Origin of the sequence: Microbacterium gallinarum (assembly GCF_014837165.1) — a bacterium.
Taxonomy (GTDB): Bacteria; Actinomycetota; Actinomycetes; order Actinomycetales; family Microbacteriaceae; genus Microbacterium; species Microbacterium gallinarum.
In genome coordinates this window covers 1,215,215-1,231,850 of record NZ_JACSPM010000001.1, presented here as the reverse complement: position 1 = coordinate 1,231,850, position 16,636 = coordinate 1,215,215, and the positions used below count along the sequence as shown (strand labels likewise).

The following is a 16,636-nucleotide window of genomic DNA, read 5'->3' as shown; positions in this document are numbered from 1 at the left end:
TGTGATGAGCGGATGCCTCGGCCCGAGGCATCCGCTCGCCTCACGCCGCTGCAGTGGCCGCCGTCTCCACCGGGGCGGACGCGGCGCGCGCGGACGCACGCCGGCCTCGGCCCGTGCGCCGGCTCTGCACCGCGAGCGCCGATGTCGTGCGGTCGAGGATCATGGCGATGACCACGACGGCGATGCCTGCCTCGAACCCGAGCCCCACATCGATGCGTCCGATCGCGCGGACGATCTCACCGCCGAGCCCGCCGGCGCCGACCATGCCGGCGATGACGACCATCGACAGGCTGAGCATGATCACCTGGTTGACACCCGCCATGATGCTCGGAAGCGCGAGTGGCAGCTGGATCTGGCGGAGGATGCGACCGGGTGTCGCACCGAAGGCGTGACCCGCCTCGACCACCTCCTGGTCGACGCCGCGGATGCCGAGCTCGGTCAGGCGCACCCCGGGCGCGAGCGCGAACAGGATCGTCGCGATCATCCCGGGCACCGCGCCCACGCCGAAGAAGATGATCGCCGGGATCAGATAGACGAACGCCGGCATCGTCTGGAGGAAGTCGAGTGCAGGACGCACGATGCGCGACACGCGGTCGTTGCGCGCCGCCCAGATGCCGACCGGGATGCCGATCGCGATCGCGATCGCCGATGCCACGAGCACCAGGGCGAGCGTGTCCATCGCCGCATCCCACTGATCCACGGCCACGATCAGGACGAGCCCGAGCGCGGTGCCGACCGCCAGCTTGACGCCCTTGACCCACAGCGCGACGGCGGCGAGGACGAGGATCACGGCCCAGAACGGCGGCGTGCGCAGCGCCCAGTCGAGACCGTCGTACACGACGCCGAGCGCGAGGGCGATCGCATCGAAGAGCCACCCGAGGGTGTCGCCGAGGAAGTCGACGAACGCCTCGACGGCGTCGCCCAGCGGAAGTCGCAGACCCTCCATCACGCACCCCTTCCCGTCGCGGGGCGCCCCGCGGGCTCGCCCACCGCCACGAGCGAACTCATGAGCTCTGCCTGCGGCACCGATGACGGTGCCCCGATGATCGGGATCTCGGTCGTCTGGGGATCGACGTTGCCCAGCGCCGCGAGCAGGGTCACGCGCGGGATCGTGCCGAGGAGGCGACGCTGGTCGTCGACCACGGCGATGGGGATCGGGCTCTCGACGGCGCGCTCGACCACCTCGGTGAGCGGGTCGTTCGGCGACACGACGGGCTGCGCGGTCGAGATGAGGGACCGCAGGTCGGTGCTGCCGGCCTTGACGGCGCGGACGACGGCGCGGTCGCTCACCGATCCGAGGTAGCGACGGCCCTCGAGGACGGCGACGGATCCGACCTGCAGGTCGCGCATGACACGCAGGGCTCCGCGCACACCCGCGCTGAGCGGGGTGGCGGCCGCAGGCGGCGCCATGACCGAGCCTGCCGTGAGCACGCGGGCTCGGTCGACGTCCTGCACGAACTGGGCGACGTAGTCGTTGGCGGGATCGGTGAGGATCTCCTCCGGCGTGCCGGTCTGTACGATGCGGCCGTCGCGCATGACAGCGATGCGGTCGCCGAGGAACATCGCCTCGTTGAGGTCGTGGGTGATGAACACGATGGTGCGGCCGAGCTCGCTCTGCAGCTCGACCAGCTGCTCCTGCATCTCACGACGGATGAGGGGGTCGAGAGCCGAGAACGCCTCGTCCATCAGGAGGATGTCGGTGCCCGCCGTCAGCGCACGTGCGAGGCCCACCCGCTGGCGCATGCCGCCCGACAGCTCGTCGGGCGTCGCCTCGACGCGGTCGCCGAGGCCGACTTTGTCGAGGATCTCGCGTGCCCGCGCGCGCCGCTCGCTCTTGCCCACACCCTGGATCTCGAGCGCGTAGGCGGCGTTGTCGAGCACGGACAGGTGCGGCAGCAGCGCGAAGTGCTGGAACACCATCGAGACGGATGCGCGGCGGATCCGTCGTAGCTCGGCCGGTGACGCCGAGGTGACGCTCTGGCCCTGTACCCGCACCTCGCCGGCCGTGGGCGGAAGCAGCCCGTTGAGCGTGCGGATCACGGTCGACTTGCCGGATCCGCTGAGGCCCATGATGACGAAGATCTCGCCGGGTTGAACCGTGAAGGAGGCATCGATCACCGCGGCGGTGCCGGCGGACGCCACCGCCTCGCGGGTCTCGCCTGCGCGGAGACGATTGACGATGGCCTGGGGATTGCGGCCGAAGACCTTGAACAGGTTCTTCGCCTCGATGGCAGGCGGAACTGTCACTGTGCACCTCGGCAGAACCCGTGCAGGGATCTGCATCGGTTACGCCCGGGTGGCGACCACGGGAGCCGGCGGGGGCCGGCTCGGCAGCGGATTTCGGATCCGCGCACAGGCCGCGACCGTACGCTCCCGGCGCCGCGCCCCAGCGCTGCGCCGCGACCGCGGACTGGTCGGGGTGGTCCATGACGGACCTCATCGAACGTTTCATGCGTGGGAATGGATGGCAAATTCGACATCGCCGGATCGGGTCGCTACCCGTGCGCGTGATACCACGGGGCGCGCGTCCCGTCACATTCCGAGCTCGATGCTGACGTCTTGACGCGGCCGAACTTCTATGGTTACTTAGTCGAGTAACTAACCGACAAAGCGAGGCTCGCGTGATCGAAGAAGGCCGTGCTCTGTTCCTCCAGATCGCCGAGCGCGTGGAGGACTCCATCGTCGACGGCTCCCTCCCTGAAGAGGGACGCGCCCCGTCGACGAACGAGCTCGCCGGCTTCTACCGCATCAACCCCGCCACGGCAGCGAAAGGCGTCGCCATGCTCGTCGACAAAGGAGTGATCTACAAGCGTCGTGGGATCGGCATGTTCGTCGCCCCCGGCGCTCGCGAGCGGCTCCTCACGGAGCGGCGCGCCGCCTTCGCCGACCGCTACGTCGATCCGCTGCTCGCCGAGGCGCGCAAGCTCGGGCTCGGAGCCGAAGACCTCACCGACCTGATCCGCGACCGCGCAGCGGTTCCCGCGACCACCCCCGAAGGAGATGCATGATGACACACGTGATCGAGGTGAACGGCCTCACCAAGCGCTACCGCGACACGCTCGCGGTCGACGATGTGAGCTTCACCATCGAGAAGGACACCATATACGGGCTGCTGGGGCGCAACGGCGCAGGCAAGACGACCGTGATGTCGATCCTCACGGCGCAGAACTTCCCCACCCGCGGCGATGTCCGCGTGTTCGGCGTTCATCCGTACGAGAACGCCAAGGTGCTCTCGCGCATGTGCTTCGTGCGCGAGAGCCAGAAGTACCCCGACGACGCGATGCCGCGGCATGCGTTCGAGACGGCGCGGCTGTTCTTCCCGAACTGGGACCAGGATCTCGCCGAGCAGCTCATCAGCGACTTCCAGCTGCCGGTCAAGCGGCGCATCAAGAAGCTGTCCCGCGGCCAGCTCTCTGCCGTGGGAGTCATCATCGGTCTGGCCTCGCGCGCAGAGATCACCTTCTTCGATGAGCCGTACCTCGGCCTCGACGCCGTCGCGCGGCAGATCTTCTACGACCGGCTCCTCGAGGACTACGCCGAGCATCCTCGCACCGTCATCCTCTCGAGTCACCTGATCGACGAGGTGTCCAACCTCATCGAGCGTGTTCTCGTGATCGACCGCGGTCGCATCATCATGGATGAGTCGACCGACGCCGTCAGAGATCGTGCCGCGAACATCGTCGGCGACGCCGCGGCCGTGGACGCGTTCGTCGGCGCTCGCGAGGTGATCCACCGCGAGAGTCTCGGACACGTGGCGTCGGTCACCGTGCTCGGAGCACTCACCCCGGAGGACCGTGAGCGCATCGCCGCCGCGGGTCTCGACGTCGCGCCGGTGTCGCTGCAGCAGCTGATCGTGCGCACCACTCAGCACGCAGCCGAGACCTCGGCCGCGTCATCCGCCACTGTCGATGAGGGAGCAATCCGATGAGCCGCACTCTGAACGTCGTCCGCATGCAGCTGATCAACCGGCAGACCTACATCTGGGTGCCGCTCATGGTGCTCGGGGGAGCGCTGCTGCTCACGCTCGCAATCTATTGGGTGATCCAGAACGCCGGCGCCGACGGACCCATGTACGGCGGCGGCGCCCAGGCTCCGCTGTGGTACTTCGGGGTCGTGGGGGTCCAGGCCCTCACGCTCACTTTCCCCTTCTCGCAGGCGATGAGCGTGACGCGCCGCGAGTTCTACCTGGGCACCCTCCTCACCGCCGTGCTCACGGGCGCCATCCTGGCGCTGCTGTTCGTGGTCGGAGGGCTCATCGAGCAGGCGACCGGTGGCTGGGGCATGAACGGCTACTTCTTCTACCTGCCGTGGATCTGGGAGGCGGGCGCTCTCGGCGCCGGGGTGTTCTTCTTCACCATCTCGATGCTGTTCTTCGTCGTGGGCTTCTGGGCAGCGACGATCTTCAAGCGCTTCGGGTCGGTCGTGCTGACGACGGTTCTCCTCGCCATCGGCGCGCTGCTGGTGCTGTGGATGTTCCTCGTCGGACAGACGAACGCATGGGCGCAGGTGTTCGGCTGGATCGCCGGCCAGGGTGCGCTCGGGCTCGCGCTGTGGGGTCTGCTCGTGGGCGCCGTCCTCGCTGGGATCTCGTACCTCACCCTGCGCCGCGCGGTCCCGTAGCCCTCGCGGGTCAGCGGCTGTCGGCCGCCTCGGTGTGGTGGCGGATGACCTCGGCGACGACGAAGTTGAACCACTTCTCGGCGAAGGCGGGGTCGAGGTCGGCCTCTTCGGCCAGGCGCCGGAGGCGCGCGACCTGCTGCTCCTCGCGGGCGGGGTCGGACGCCGGCATCCCGTGCTCGGCCTTCAGGTGACCCACCTGCTTCGTCGCCTTGAAGCGCTCGGCGAGAAGGTAGACGAGCGAGGCGTCGATGTTGTCGATGCTGCTGCGCAGCCGGTGCAGCGTGGTCGTCGGGTCCTCGGTCATGGGTCCTCCTCCGCAACGACGATACCCGAGCGGTTCGGCCTGATTCCGGCGTGTGTCGCCCGCACGGGGTGATTTGCGGAGCGGCCCGTCGTCGCATCCGACCCCCGCCCCTAGAGTGTGACGCATGACCGACGACGCCTCCTCCTCGCTGGGCGCGAGCGACGCCGAGACCATCGCTCCTCTCGCCGTCGATCCGGCGTCGGGCACGAACGCGGCGCACGCACAGGGCGATGCGGTGCCCGACGGCGTCGCGGAGTTCTCGGGCGAGGCGCCGGAGTCGAAGACCTTCTGGGCGAACCTCAATCACCCGTTCAGCCTCGGCCTGCTGCTGACGCTGGGCGGGCTGGTCGCCATCCTTCTCGGCCTGGCTTTCTGGAACCTCTCGACGATCATCATCTACGTCGTCTTCGCGCTCTTCGTCGCGCTGGGCCTCGACCCCGTCGTGCGCTGGTTCGAGAGGCACAAGGTCGGCCGCGCGTGGGCGATCATCATCGTCTACACCGTCTTCGCCGTCATCTTCGCGGGAGTGCTGCTGCTCGTCGTGCCGGCGCTCGTGAAGCAGATCACGGCCTTCTTCGGCGATCTGCCCGCGACCATAGACGCGTTCCAGAACTCGGATTTCTATGACTGGCTGAGCGACACCTTCGGCACGCAGGTCGGCACGATGCTGCAGCAGGTCGAGACGTTCCTCGCGAACCCGGCGAACCTCGCGGCGATCGGCGGCGGCGTGCTCAACTTCGCCCTCAGCGTCGGCACGACGATCTCCGGTCTCATCATCGTGCTCGTGCTGAGCCTGTACTTCCTGGCCGGGCTGCCCGCCATGAAGGTCGCGTTCATGAAGTTCGCGCCCGCCCGGAACCGTCCGAAGGCGACGGCGATGACGAACCAGATCACCGACTCGATCGGCGCCTATCTGATGGGCATGGTCGTCCTGGCGTTCTGCAACTCGCTGGTGGCCTTCTTCCTCCACCTGTTCCTCGGCCTGCCGTTCCCCGCGCTCATGGGCGTGCTCGCGTTCCTCATCACACTGATCCCGCTCATCGGTTCGGTGCTCTACTGGATCACCGCCACGATCATCGCGCTGTTCACCGGCTGGCTGCCCGCGCTGATCTTCGCGATCGTCTACCTGATCTACATGCAGCTCGAGGCCTACGTGCTGACGCCCCGCGTCATGAACAAGGCGATCTCGGTGCCGGGTGCGCTGGTCGTCATCGGCGCCATGGTCGGCGGCACGCTGCTCGGCCTGCTGGGGGCGCTCGTCGCGATCCCGGTCACCGCGTCGATCCTGCTGATCATCAAGCAGGTGTTCATCCCGCGGCAGGACGCCAAGCGCTAGTCGCCGAGGCGGCTCGGAGCGTCAGGACGCCGGCAGCAGGCACGTCGGCGACGGCGCCGGCGTGCGGTGGCGCACCCGCCCCGGCACGCCTGTACGCAGGTCGAGCGTGAGCGACGCCACCTCGTCGGAGCGCTGCCCGGCGACCAGCAGGGTGTCGCGCACGACGACGTGGTGGCGCGGCCAGTCCACCCCCGCGTCCACAAGCGCGACGGGACTGAGCGTCTCGCCCGCGCCGCGCACCCGCACGGTCGCGAGGGTGTTGCTGCCCCGTACGCCCGCATAGAGGAACTCGCCGTCACGCGACGTCGCGAGCTCGGCCGCCGAGTCGCCCGGCAGCACGCCGCCGGCGCCGAGCGCGGTTCCGCCCACGACCCGCCACGTGCCGTCGACCGACGCGGCGAGGGCGAACACCTCGCAGGAGAACTCGGTCACCACGTACAGGTGGCCGCTCGGGTGGAACACGACGTGGCGGGGTCCGCTGCCCTTCGGCAGGGCGACCTGCTGCCCAGGTCGCAACCCGGTCGGGCCGGCACGCCAGAACCGCACGAGGTCGTGCCCCAGATCGGTCGTCACGATGAGCCCGCCCGGCAGGAACGTGGCCTGGTGGGCGCGGGAGGGGCGATCGGATGCCGCCCCCGCCGCGTCTCCGTCGGGGTCGGCGACGGCGACGGCGTCGGCGTCGCGGTCGGGGAGGAGGTGCGCGTACTCCGGCCCCGCCGCCTCCCGCAGGGCGCGCGCGGCAGCAGCGAGGTCGAGGTCGGCCGTGCCGGCGCCCACGGCGCCGCCCCCGGGAGCATGCGGATCGACGGCAGCTGCAGCGATCACGGGCGACGAGGGCCGGCCCGCGGCATCCAGCGACATGCGCACCACGCGACCGTCGCCCCAGCACGATGCGATCAGCGACCCGCCGTCCGGCGCCACCGCGACGTGACAGGTCGCGTCACCCGCGGGGACGGCCTCGCCGAGGGGGACGAAGGATGCCTCGCCCGTGCGCCGGAAGGCCTGCACGGCGCCTCGTGCCTCGAGCGCCGCGTAGACCACGTCGAGCGTGGGATGCGCGGCGACCCACGAGGGGGAGTCCGAGCGCGCGACCTCACCCGCGAAGCTCAGGGGTCCGCCGGCCGAGCCGTCGTCGGGGGCGCCGGCGTGCAGCATCCCGACCCCGCTCGCCACGCCGTCCATGTCGGCCGTGTACCCGCCCAGCCAGAATCTCATGCAGCACTCCTACGGTCCGAGAACAGGTGTTCCGGCGAGAACAGGACGTTCTCGCCGTCCAGGGTCCTGTCTCCGCCAGAACTCCTGTTCCGAGCAAAGCGACAGGTGCGCGGAAGGTCGTCCGGCAGGCCGGGTCAGTCGATGAGGTCGTGGCGCACGATGACCGCGTCACGGGCTGCGCCGACGCCGATCACCGAGATGCGCGTGCCGCTCATCGCCTCGAGGGCGAGGACGTACTCCTGCGCCTCGCGCGGAAGGTCCTCGAACGAGCGCGCGCTCGAGATGTCCTGCTTCCAGCCGGGGAAGTACTCGAGGATCGGCTTGGCGTGGTGGAAGTCCGATTGGTTGACCGGCACTTCGTCGAACCGCTCGCCCTCGACCTCGTACGCGACGCACACCGGGATCTGGTCGAGCCCGGTGAGGATGTCGAGCTTCGTGAGCACGAGGTCGGTGATGCCGTTGATGCGCGTCGCGTAGCGGGTGATGGGCGCGTCGTACCAGCCGACGCGGCGCGGGCGACCGGTGGTCGTGCCGAACTCGAACCCGCGCGAGCGCAGGAAGTCGCCGTTGTCGTCGAAGAGCTCCGTGGGGAACGGACCGGCACCCACGCGGGTCGTGTAGGCCTTGACGATGCCGACGATCCGGTCGAGGCGGTTCGGGCCGACGCCCGAGCCGGTCGCGGCGCCGCCGGCGGTCGCCGACGAGGACGTGACGAACGGGTACGTGCCGTGGTCGACGTCGAGCATCGTGGCCTGGCCGCCCTCGAACACGACGACGTCGCCCGCGTCGAGCGCCTCGTTGAGGAGCAGGCCGGTGTCGGCGACCATCGGGCGCAGGCGGTCGGCGTACGAGAGGAGGTCTTCGACGACCTCGTCGGCGGTGATCGCACGTCGGTTGAAGATCTTCACCAGCAGATGGTTCTTCTGATCGAGAGCGCCGTCGACCTTCTGGCGCAGGATGTTCTCGTCGAAGAGATCCTGCACGCGGATGCCGACGCGGTTGATCTTGTCGGCGTACGCCGGACCGATGCCGCGCCCGGTCGTGCCGATCTGGCGCTTGCCGAGGAACCGCTCGGTGACCTTGTCGAGCGTGCGGTGGTACTGCGTGATGATGTGGGCGTTGGCGCTCACCCGCAGGCGCGAGGTGTCGACGCCGCGCGCGTGCAGGGCCTCGAGCTCGGCGAACAGCACCTCGAGATCGATCACCACGCCGTTGCCGATGACCGCGTTCACGCCGGGCGACAGGATGCCGCTGGGAAGCAGGTGCAGAGCGTACTTCTCGTCGCCGATGACGACCGTGTGGCCCGCATTGTTGCCGCCGTTGAACTTGACGACCCAGTCGGTCCGCTCGCCCAGAAGATCGGTGGCCTTGCCCTTGCCCTCGTCTCCCCACTGGACTCCGACGATCACGATGCCTGGCATGGGCTACTCCCCCGTTATCGGACGGTTACACCCCATCCTATCGGGGCCGCGCCGCCCGCCCACCGCTAAGGTGGCGCCATGCGATCGAAGGCATGGGCGCAGACCTGGTCCGTCATGCGGCTTGCGATGGCCGCGCTGATCATCGCCGCGGTGCTCGCGCAGCTGGCGAAGTCGCTGTCGACGGCGGCAGAGCTGGGTCGTGACGTCGGCACGACGCTGGCGAATTTCTTCAGCTTCTTCACCATCCTCTCGAACACCCTCGCGGCGGTGGTGCTGGTCTGGGCCGCGCTGTGGTTCTTCACCCGGGGACGTCACGCGAACGCCGAGCCGCCGGCGCTGGCGCTCGCGCTCGCGTGCGTGACGACCTACATGATCATCACGGGCGTCGTCTACAACCTGCTGCTGCGCCAGATCGTGCTCGACCAGGGCAGTGCGCCGATCCCGTGGTCGAACGAGGTGCTCCACCTCATCGGGCCGCTGTTCCTGCTCGCCGACCTGTTCGTGGGACCGCTCCGCCGGGCGCTGCCGTGGCGCGCGGTGTGGGCGATCATCGCCTTCCCGATCCTCTGGGTCCTCTACACGATGCTGCGCGGACCGCTCGTGACGAACCCCGTGACCGGCGACCCGTACTGGTACCCCTATCCATTCCTGAACCCGAACGGCACCGGCGGCTGGCCGACCGTGGTGTTCTGGATCGTCGTCATCTCGATCGCCTTCCTCGTCTTCGCCTCGCTCATCGTGTGGTGGGGCCGGCGCGTCGGCGCCGAGCGCGAGCTCGATCACCTCACCGGCGACCACGTCGAAGAGGAGTGGAGCGAGGCACGGCAGGCCGAGGTCGAGGGGCACTGACACCGAGAGAGCGGATGCCGCGCCGCACCTGCTACGCGACGGGAGTGGCGCCGGTGTCGGCCTCGCGGTGCGCTCCGTCAGCCGCGTTCGCGGGGGGTGCGACGTCGTCGGACACCTCGACGTCGGGGCCCTCGTAGGCCTCGGCGACGGGCGCCGAGTCGGCCTCGGGGGCCGCGTCGGCCACGTCGGAGGCGGCTTCGTCCGGCTCACCCGCCGTGACGCCGTCGTCGTCCCGCGGAACCTCGTCGATCACGTCGTCGCCGGCCGCGGCATCCGTCCCCTCATCCGTCGGATGATCGGCGGCGAACTCCGCCTCGCGATCGCGGCGGCGCACCAGATCGGGCACGTGCCACTCGCCGGCGCCGAACGCCGGCTGCGGGCGGTAGAGGCGGATGAGGTAGTTCCAGCCTTCGGGAAGCGGGATGCTGTTCGGCTCGGCCGCCGCCCCCGGAGGCGTGAAGTGCACGGTCACCACGCCGTCCTCGTCGCGGTGCCCCGTGACGCTGTTGACGGTGTAGCGGCCCTCGTCGTTCGGCTGGAAGTACCCCTCGGCGTTGTAGACCGAGACCGACCAGAACGCGTCGACCGGCACGTCGTGCATCGACAGGTCGTAGAAGCCGACGGGAAGCTGCGGGTCGACGCCGACGTACGACGCCTCCGACACCGGCAGGCCGCCCCATCCGGCGGCGGTTCCGATCAGGTGCCGCACCGGGTCGACCTCGTCGCGCGCGCCGAACGTGCGCTCGAACGAGCGGAGCCCTGCAGCGAGCGCGAGGAGCGCACTGCGGGTGGCGTCGAGCGACGCGGGGTCGTACTCGTCGCCGGCGAAGGTGACCGACGACGCGGCCTCGAGCTGCAGGGCGTCCTGCACTTCGGCCACACGCACCATGTCGTCGGGGTCGTCGGGGTCGACCAGCGTACGGGCGGCGACGAGCACGTAGTCCGCGCCCGGTGCCTGGTCGGCGAGGTCATAGGTGCCGGCGTCGTGGAGGACCGCGCGCACGTAGTGGTCGCGGTCGACGATCATCACCGAGAGGTACCGCTCCCCGGCGTCGGGGACGACGAGCGTGGCCCCCTCGGACAGGTCGACGATCGCGAAGCTGTAGAGGGTGTCGCGATTCAGCCGGATGACCGTCTGCGCGTCGATCGACGCGGGCTCCCGGTTGTGACGGAAGGTGTTCACGCCGCCGGCATCGCGCTGGATGTCCGCGAACATGCGGTCGGTCTCCGCACGCGCGAAATTGTCGGCGTTCACGTGAGTGCTCATACTCCAACCTTGGCCCTTTGTGGCCTCTCGCGCCATTCCGCCCCGTCACACCGGAAATGTGCGATCATGCCCGCAACTAGACTGGAGACCATGTCGAAGGTCCTCCAGTCCCTGCCCGTCGGCGAGCGCGTCGGCATCGCCTTCTCCGGGGGTCTGGACACCTCCGTCGCCGTGGCGTGGATGCGCGACAAGGGCGCGATCCCCTGCACCTACACCGGTGACCTCGGCCAGCCCGACGAAGACGACATCGAGTCGATCCCCGACCGTGCCCTCACGTACGGCGCCGAGATCTCGCGCCTCGTCGACTGCAAGCCCGCCCTCGTCGAGGAGGGCTTCGGCGCCCTCGCGTGCGGCGCGTTCCACATCCGCTCCGGCGGGCGCACCTACTTCAACACCACGCCGATCGGCCGCGCGGTGACGGGCACGCTGCTCGTGCGCGCCATGAAGGACGACGGCGTCGACATCTGGGGCGACGGCTCGACCTACAAGGGCAACGACATCGAGCGGTTCTACCGCTACGGCCTGCTGGCCAACCCCGCGCTGCGCATCTACAAGCCGTGGCTCGACGCCGACTTCGTCACCGAGCTCGGCGGTCGCAAGGAGATGAGTGAGTGGCTCGTCGAGCACGGCTTCCCCTACCGCGACTCCGTGGAGAAGGCGTACTCGACAGACGCGAACATCTGGGGCGCCACGCACGAGGCCAAGACCCTCGAGCACCTCGACGTCTCACTCGAGACCGTTGAGCCCATCATGGGGGTGCGCTTCTGGGACCCGTCGGTCGAGATCCAGGCCGAGGACGTCACCGTGACGTTCGAAGCCGGTCGTCCGGTCGCCCTCAACGGCGTGGAGTACAGCGACCCCGTCGAGCTCGTCTTCGAGGCGAACCGCATCGGCGGCCGCCACGGGCTGGGCATGAGCGACCAGATCGAGAACCGCATCATCGAGGCGAAGTCGCGCGGCATCTACGAGGCGCCCGGCATGGCTCTGCTGTTCACGGCGTACGAGCGCCTGGTCAACGGCATCCTCAACGAAGACACGCTCGCGACCTACCACGAGCAGGGCCGTCGCCTCGGCCGCCTCATGTACGAGGGCCGCTGGCTCGAGCCGCAGTCCCTCATGCTGCGCGAGTCGATCCAGAAATGGGTCGGCTCGACGATCACCGGCTCGGTCACGCTGCGCCTGCGCCGCGGCGAGGACTACACGATCCTCGACACCACCGGCGCCGGCCTGTCGTACCACCCCGAGAAGCTCTCGATGGAGCGCGTGGGCGACGCAGCGTTCGGCCCGACCGACCGCATCGGTCAGCTCACCATGCGCAACCTCGACATCGCGGACTCGCGCAGCCGGCTCGAGCACTACGCCGCCGCCGGCATCATCGGCGGAGCGGCCGGCGACCTCGTGGGCCGCGTGACGGCGGGTGAGGCCGATGAGATCACCGGGCGCGCCGAGTCGCAGGATGCCGCGGCCGAGGCCCTCGACGAGGCGATCGAGGCGGCATCCGAGTCGGCGATGTACGACGCCGGCACGGACTGACCCGCGACGACTTCGCACGCGCCCTCGGGTGACGGGGAAGCCACGTTCTCCCCAGAGGATTCGCCGCCTGATCGGGCCCGGGATACGATGCAGGGCGGTGCCGCGCGAACCCGAATGCGCGACACTGGGGTTCGCGGTGCGTGACATCGCGTCCTAGCCGCGCCCGATCCGAAAGCTCTTCAATGCTGAAGTCCTCCCCTGAGCACGTCGACGCCGAGACGACCGAGGTGCCGCGCCGCCGCTCCGTCGGCCGCACGATCGGCATCACGGTCTACAGCATCGTCGCCGGCATCGTCGTGCTCGCGCTGATCGCGACCGGGTTCGTGGTCTACACGATCCAGCGCTCGTTCCCGCAGCTCGACGGCCAGGTCGCCGTCGCCGGACTCGGCGAAGAGGTCACCGTCCAGCGAGACGTGCTCGGCGTCCCGACGATCACGGCGACCACGGCCGACGACCTCTTCTTCGCACAGGGGTACGTCCACGCGCAGGACCGCTTCTGGGAGATGGACTTCCGCCGCCACGTGACCAGCGGCCGCCTGTCGGAGCTGTTCGGCGAGTCCCAGCTGCCGACCGACCGGTTCCTGCGCACGCTCGGCTGGCGGGCGATCGCGGAGCAGGAGGTCGAGGCGCTCGACGAGACCACCCGCTCGTACTACGACGCCTACGCCGACGGCGTGAACGCCTACCTCGCCGACCATCAGGGCGCCGACACCTCGTTCGAGTACGCCGTGCTCGGACTGCAGAATGACGCGTACGAGATCGAGCCGTGGACGCCGGCCGACTCGGTCGCCTGGCTCAAGGCGATGGCCTGGGACCTCCGCTCCAACCTCGAGGAGGAGACGGAGCGCGCCGTCATGGCACCCGGGTCCAGCCAGGAGCAGATGCAGGAGCTGTACCCCGCGTATCCCTTCGACCGCAACCCGGTGATCGTGCCGTCGATCTCGTCGGTTCCCGCCGTCGGCACCCTGGCCGACATCGTGCCCGACGCCGAGGCGAAGACTGCCACCGCGTCGATCGAGTGGTCGGAGGTCGACGGTGTCATCGAGGCCGTGAGCACGCTGGTCGGCGGCGTCGGCGAGGGCATCGGCTCAAACTCGTGGGTCGTCTCGGGTGACCTGACCGAGAGCGGCAAGCCGCTCCTCGCCAACGACCCGCACCTCGGCGCCTCGCTCCCGAGCGTGTGGCACCAGGTCGGCCTGAGGTGCAAGGTCGTCTCGGAGGACTGCGCGTACAACGTCGCCGGGTTCGGCTTCTCGGGCGTGCCCGGCGTGATCATCGGTCACAACGGCCGCATCGCGTGGGGATTCACCAACCTCACCACCGACGTCACCGACCTGTACCTGGAGAAGGTCGAGGGGGACAGCTACTGGCGCGACGGCGCCCTCGTGCCGCTCGACGTGCGCACCGAGACCCTCGAGGTCGCCGGTGGCGACGACGTCGAGCTCGAGATCCGCTCGACGGTGCACGGCCCGATCATCTCGGGTCTCACCGACGCCTACACGTCCGTCGCCGACGACCCGTACACGGGCACCGGCGGCACGGTCGCGCCGCCGTCCGGCGCTCCCGAGGGCGAGTACGCGGTGAGCCTGCAGTGGACGGCCCTCACGCCGTCCACCACCCCGTCGGCCATCTTCGCTCTCAACCGCGCACGGGACTTCAACGAGTTCCGCAGCGCTGCGGCACTCTTCGCCGTGCCGGCGCAGAACCTCGTCTACGCCGACATCGACGGCAACATCGGCTACCAGACGCCGGGCTCGCTGCCGATCCGCGGCGCCGGCGACGGCTCGATGCCGCAGCCGGGCTGGGATTCGGCGTACGACTGGCAGGGCTTCATCCCCTTCGAGGAGCTGCCCGTGTCCTTCAACCCCGACGAGGGCTACATCGTCACGGCCAACAACGCCGTGGTCGGCGACGAGTACCCGCACTTCCTCACGCGCGACTGGGACTACGGCTGGCGCGCGGCGCGCATCGTCGACCTGCTGCAGCGCGCCTCGGCGAACGGCCCTCTGACGGCCGAGGACATGCGCGAGATCCAGGCCGACAACGGCTTCTTCCTCGGCATGCGCCTGTCGGGCGCCTACAGCGAGCTGCAGACCGGAGAAGAGGGGACGGATGCCGCGCTCGACCTGCTGCGCACGTGGGACGCCCAGAACGACGCCTCCTCCGCGGCCGCGGCCTATGCGAACGTGCTGTGGAGCGAGCTCGCCCGCAACCTCTTCGTCGAGGGACGCGAGAATCCTGTCCCGCTGTCGGACCAGGCCCGCCTGTTCCTCGTGGTGGACGGGCTGCTGCGCGAGCCCGCGTCAGAGTGGTGGACGAACGAGGCGCTGGGCGTCTCGAGTCAGCAGGAGATGCTGAAGCGCTCAGCCGTCGATGCGTACGAGCGGATCGTCGAGCTGCAGGGCGAGAACCCGTCGAAGTGGAACTGGGGGTCGCTGCACGCGCTCCCCCTGCGCAGCGACACCTTCGGGTCGTCGGGCATCGCGCCGATCGAGTGGCTCTTCAATCGCGGACCGTTCCCGGTCGGCGGCGGCTCATCGGTCGTCAACGCGACGGGGTGGGTCATGGACGACGAGGGCTTCGCCACCGTCACGGTGCCGTCGATGCGCATGATCATCGACCTGGCCGACTTCGACGACTCGAGCTGGAACCAGCTGACCGGCACGAGCGGGCACGCCTTCCACCCGAACTACATCGATCAGACCGCGGCCTGGCAGGAGGCGCGGCTCACGCCGTGGGCGTTCTCGCGCGACGCCATCGCGAAGGCGACGACGAACACCCTGACCCTCACCCCCGCCGGCTGACCCGGCGCCCGGCGCGCGGCGCCCGGCGCGCGGCGCCCGGCGCGCGGCGCCCGGCGCGCGGCGCCCGCGCGTGGAGCTCAGCCGCCGGCCGCGGGCGGGGTGCGACGCGAGTCGGCCAGCTCGTCGACGATCAGATTCGGCTCGTCGATGGTGCCGTTGCGGTAGGCCTGACGGCCGACCATGTGCGCCGACAGCGGTGCGGTCGCGAGCTGGATGAGCACGATCGGCAGCAGGAACGCGACGACCGGCCACGACCGCAGCGACAGCGCGATCGCGATGCAGATGAGGATGAGGCCGAGCACCTGGGGCTTGGTCGCCGCGTGCAGGCGCGTGAGCACGTCGCGGAACCGCAGCAGACCGATTGCGGCGGTGAGGCACAGGATCGCCCCCGCGAGGATCAGGATCAGCGCGGAGAGGTCCAGCCAGGCATCGATGGTCATCGCTGTGCGTTGTCCCTTCGGGCGACGAACCGGGCGATCGAGATCGACCCGAACACTCCGACGGCGGCGATGATCAGCAGCACCGGCAGCGTGCGGGTGTGGTGGTTGATCGCCATCTCCGCGCCGAGCACGCACATCACCTCGGTCAGGAGCACATCGGATGCCACGGCCCGGTCGAGGATCGATGGTCCGATGATGATGCGCCACACCGTGAGCAGCGCGGCGACGCCGAACACGACGTAGATGGCCAGCAGCAGAACGTTCACGAAGCACCTCCGGTGCGGGACGCGGCATCCGCTCGCACTGCCGCCACCTGCGCGCGCGAGCCGACCGCCATGACGATGCGGCGCTCCCACATGTGCACGCTCTCCCGCTGCCGCTCGACGTCCCGTGCACTCCGGACGCCGATCACGTGAAGGTACAGGATGCGGCGGTCGCGGTCGGTCTCGACGATGAGCGAGCCGGGGATGAGCGAGGCGGTGACCCCCGTGTGCGTCATGATCAGGTCGTCGTCGGTGACCATCGGCACCGCGATGATGGCCGTCCCCGGCTGCCGCCGGAAGTCGAGCACCTGAGCGGCGACGGTCAGCGATCCGCGCACCAGGGCGGCGAGGAACGCGAGCACGAAGATCGCGCCGAACCACACGTTCACGCGGCCCGAGAGCTCGACCGGCGGCAGGCGGAAGATGCGCGTCACGAAGATCGCGACGATCAGCCCGGTGAGGAACGCCACCCAGGTGAACTGCCCCCAGAGCAGCATCCACAGCGCGATGAGCCAGAGGAAGAACGGCAGCTGACGCCAGAGCTGCGTCAGCAGCATCCGCTTGCCGCCGGGTGGGACGGTGTC

The 16,636-nt window shown here is 69.5% G+C and carries 16 protein-coding genes; 7 read left to right on the top strand and 9 right to left on the bottom strand.

The features are described from left to right. Nucleotides 1-40: 40 nt before the first annotated feature. Entirely contained in the window at nt 41-946 is a 906-nt protein-coding gene (locus H9622_RS05730; protein WP_191765064.1) for an ABC transporter permease, read from the bottom strand. Beyond that, the gene (locus H9622_RS05725) at nt 946-2,247 is read right to left on the bottom strand and encodes a quaternary amine ABC transporter ATP-binding protein (RefSeq protein ID WP_318247039.1); all 1,302 of its coding nucleotides are present in this window, start codon (nt 2,245-2,247) and stop codon (nt 946-948) included. Before H9622_RS05725 ends, H9622_RS05730 begins: the two co-directional genes overlap by 1 nt. A gap of 374 nt (nt 2,248-2,621) precedes the next feature. On the opposite strand from H9622_RS05725, the gene H9622_RS05720 reads away from it, so the two are divergent. Genes H9622_RS05720 through H9622_RS05710 form a run of 3 tightly spaced genes read left to right on the top strand, consistent with a single transcriptional unit; the run spans nt 2,622 to nt 4,620 of the window. Beyond that, nucleotides 2,622-3,008, top strand: a complete 387-nt coding sequence (locus H9622_RS05720) for a GntR family transcriptional regulator (protein ID WP_191765059.1) — start codon at nt 2,622-2,624, stop codon at nt 3,006-3,008. After that, entirely contained in the window at nt 3,008-3,928 is a 921-nt protein-coding gene (locus H9622_RS05715; protein ID WP_191765057.1) for an ABC transporter ATP-binding protein, read from the top strand. Before H9622_RS05720 ends, H9622_RS05715 begins: the two co-directional genes overlap by 1 nt. Beyond that, nucleotides 3,925-4,620 carry a hypothetical protein gene (locus H9622_RS05710; protein WP_191765055.1) on the top strand — a complete coding sequence of 232 codons (696 nt, stop codon included), beginning with the start codon at nt 3,925-3,927 and terminating at the stop codon, nt 4,618-4,620. Before H9622_RS05715 ends, H9622_RS05710 begins: the two co-directional genes overlap by 4 nt. A 10-nt stretch (nt 4,621-4,630) precedes the next feature. On the opposite strand, the gene H9622_RS05705 is transcribed toward H9622_RS05710, so the two are convergent. Further along, nucleotides 4,631-4,924 (bottom strand): chorismate mutase, encoded by a 294-nt coding sequence (locus H9622_RS05705; RefSeq protein ID WP_191765053.1) that lies wholly within the window; start codon nt 4,922-4,924, stop codon nt 4,631-4,633. A gap of 124 nt (nt 4,925-5,048) precedes the next feature. On the opposite strand from H9622_RS05705, the gene H9622_RS05700 reads away from it, so the two are divergent. Beyond that, nucleotides 5,049-6,260, top strand: coding sequence for an AI-2E family transporter (locus tag H9622_RS05700; protein ID WP_191765051.1), 1,212 nt, complete (start codon nt 5,049-5,051; stop codon nt 6,258-6,260). Nucleotides 6,261-6,281: 21 nt separating this feature from the next. Here H9622_RS05700 and H9622_RS05695 read toward each other — a convergent pair whose 3' ends face one another. Beyond that, on the bottom strand, nt 6,282-7,475 hold the full coding sequence (locus H9622_RS05695; protein ID WP_191765049.1) for a lactonase family protein: 1,194 nt from the start codon (nt 7,473-7,475) through the stop codon (nt 6,282-6,284). A gap of 134 nt (nt 7,476-7,609) precedes the next feature. Then, complete coding sequence (locus H9622_RS05690) at nt 7,610-8,896, bottom strand: adenylosuccinate synthase (protein ID WP_191765047.1); 1,287 nt, start codon at nt 8,894-8,896, stop codon at nt 7,610-7,612. Between the two features lie 78 nt (nt 8,897-8,974). On the opposite strand from H9622_RS05690, the gene H9622_RS05685 reads away from it, so the two are divergent. Beyond that, nucleotides 8,975-9,745: a Pr6Pr family membrane protein gene (locus H9622_RS05685; protein WP_225221558.1), complete on the top strand. Its 771-nt coding sequence runs from the start codon at nt 8,975-8,977 to the stop codon at nt 9,743-9,745. A gap of 31 nt (nt 9,746-9,776) precedes the next feature. Here the strand turns inward: H9622_RS05685 and H9622_RS05680 are convergent, their stop codons facing one another. Beyond that, nucleotides 9,777-11,012 carry a DUF1214 domain-containing protein gene (locus tag H9622_RS05680; RefSeq protein WP_191765045.1) on the bottom strand — a complete coding sequence of 412 codons (1,236 nt, stop codon included), beginning with the start codon at nt 11,010-11,012 and terminating at the stop codon, nt 9,777-9,779. A 90-nt stretch (nt 11,013-11,102) separates the two neighbouring features. Between H9622_RS05680 and argG the strand changes: the two genes are divergently transcribed. Continuing rightward, on the top strand, nt 11,103-12,545 hold the full coding sequence (gene argG, locus H9622_RS05675) for an argininosuccinate synthase (protein WP_191765043.1): 1,443 nt from the start codon (nt 11,103-11,105) through the stop codon (nt 12,543-12,545). A gap of 182 nt (nt 12,546-12,727) precedes the next feature. Beyond that, complete coding sequence (locus tag H9622_RS05670; protein WP_191765041.1) at nt 12,728-15,349, top strand: penicillin acylase family protein; 2,622 nt, start codon at nt 12,728-12,730, stop codon at nt 15,347-15,349. 77 nt (nt 15,350-15,426) lie between these two features. Here H9622_RS05670 and mnhG read toward each other — a convergent pair whose 3' ends face one another. The 3 genes from mnhG to H9622_RS05655 are packed head-to-tail and all read right to left on the bottom strand — an operon-like array spanning nt 15,427 to nt 16,609. After that, the gene (gene mnhG, locus H9622_RS05665) at nt 15,427-15,789 is read right to left on the bottom strand and encodes a monovalent cation/H(+) antiporter subunit G (RefSeq protein ID WP_191765039.1); all 363 of its coding nucleotides are present in this window, start codon (nt 15,787-15,789) and stop codon (nt 15,427-15,429) included. Then, nucleotides 15,786-16,055: a monovalent cation/H+ antiporter complex subunit F gene (locus H9622_RS05660; protein WP_191765037.1), complete on the bottom strand. Its 270-nt coding sequence runs from the start codon at nt 16,053-16,055 to the stop codon at nt 15,786-15,788. Before H9622_RS05660 ends, mnhG begins: the two co-directional genes overlap by 4 nt. After that, nucleotides 16,052-16,609 carry a Na+/H+ antiporter subunit E gene (locus tag H9622_RS05655; protein ID WP_191765643.1) on the bottom strand — a complete coding sequence of 186 codons (558 nt, stop codon included), beginning with the start codon at nt 16,607-16,609 and terminating at the stop codon, nt 16,052-16,054. The genes H9622_RS05660 and H9622_RS05655 overlap by 4 nt, the downstream gene beginning before the upstream one ends. Nucleotides 16,610-16,636: the final 27 nt, after the last annotated feature.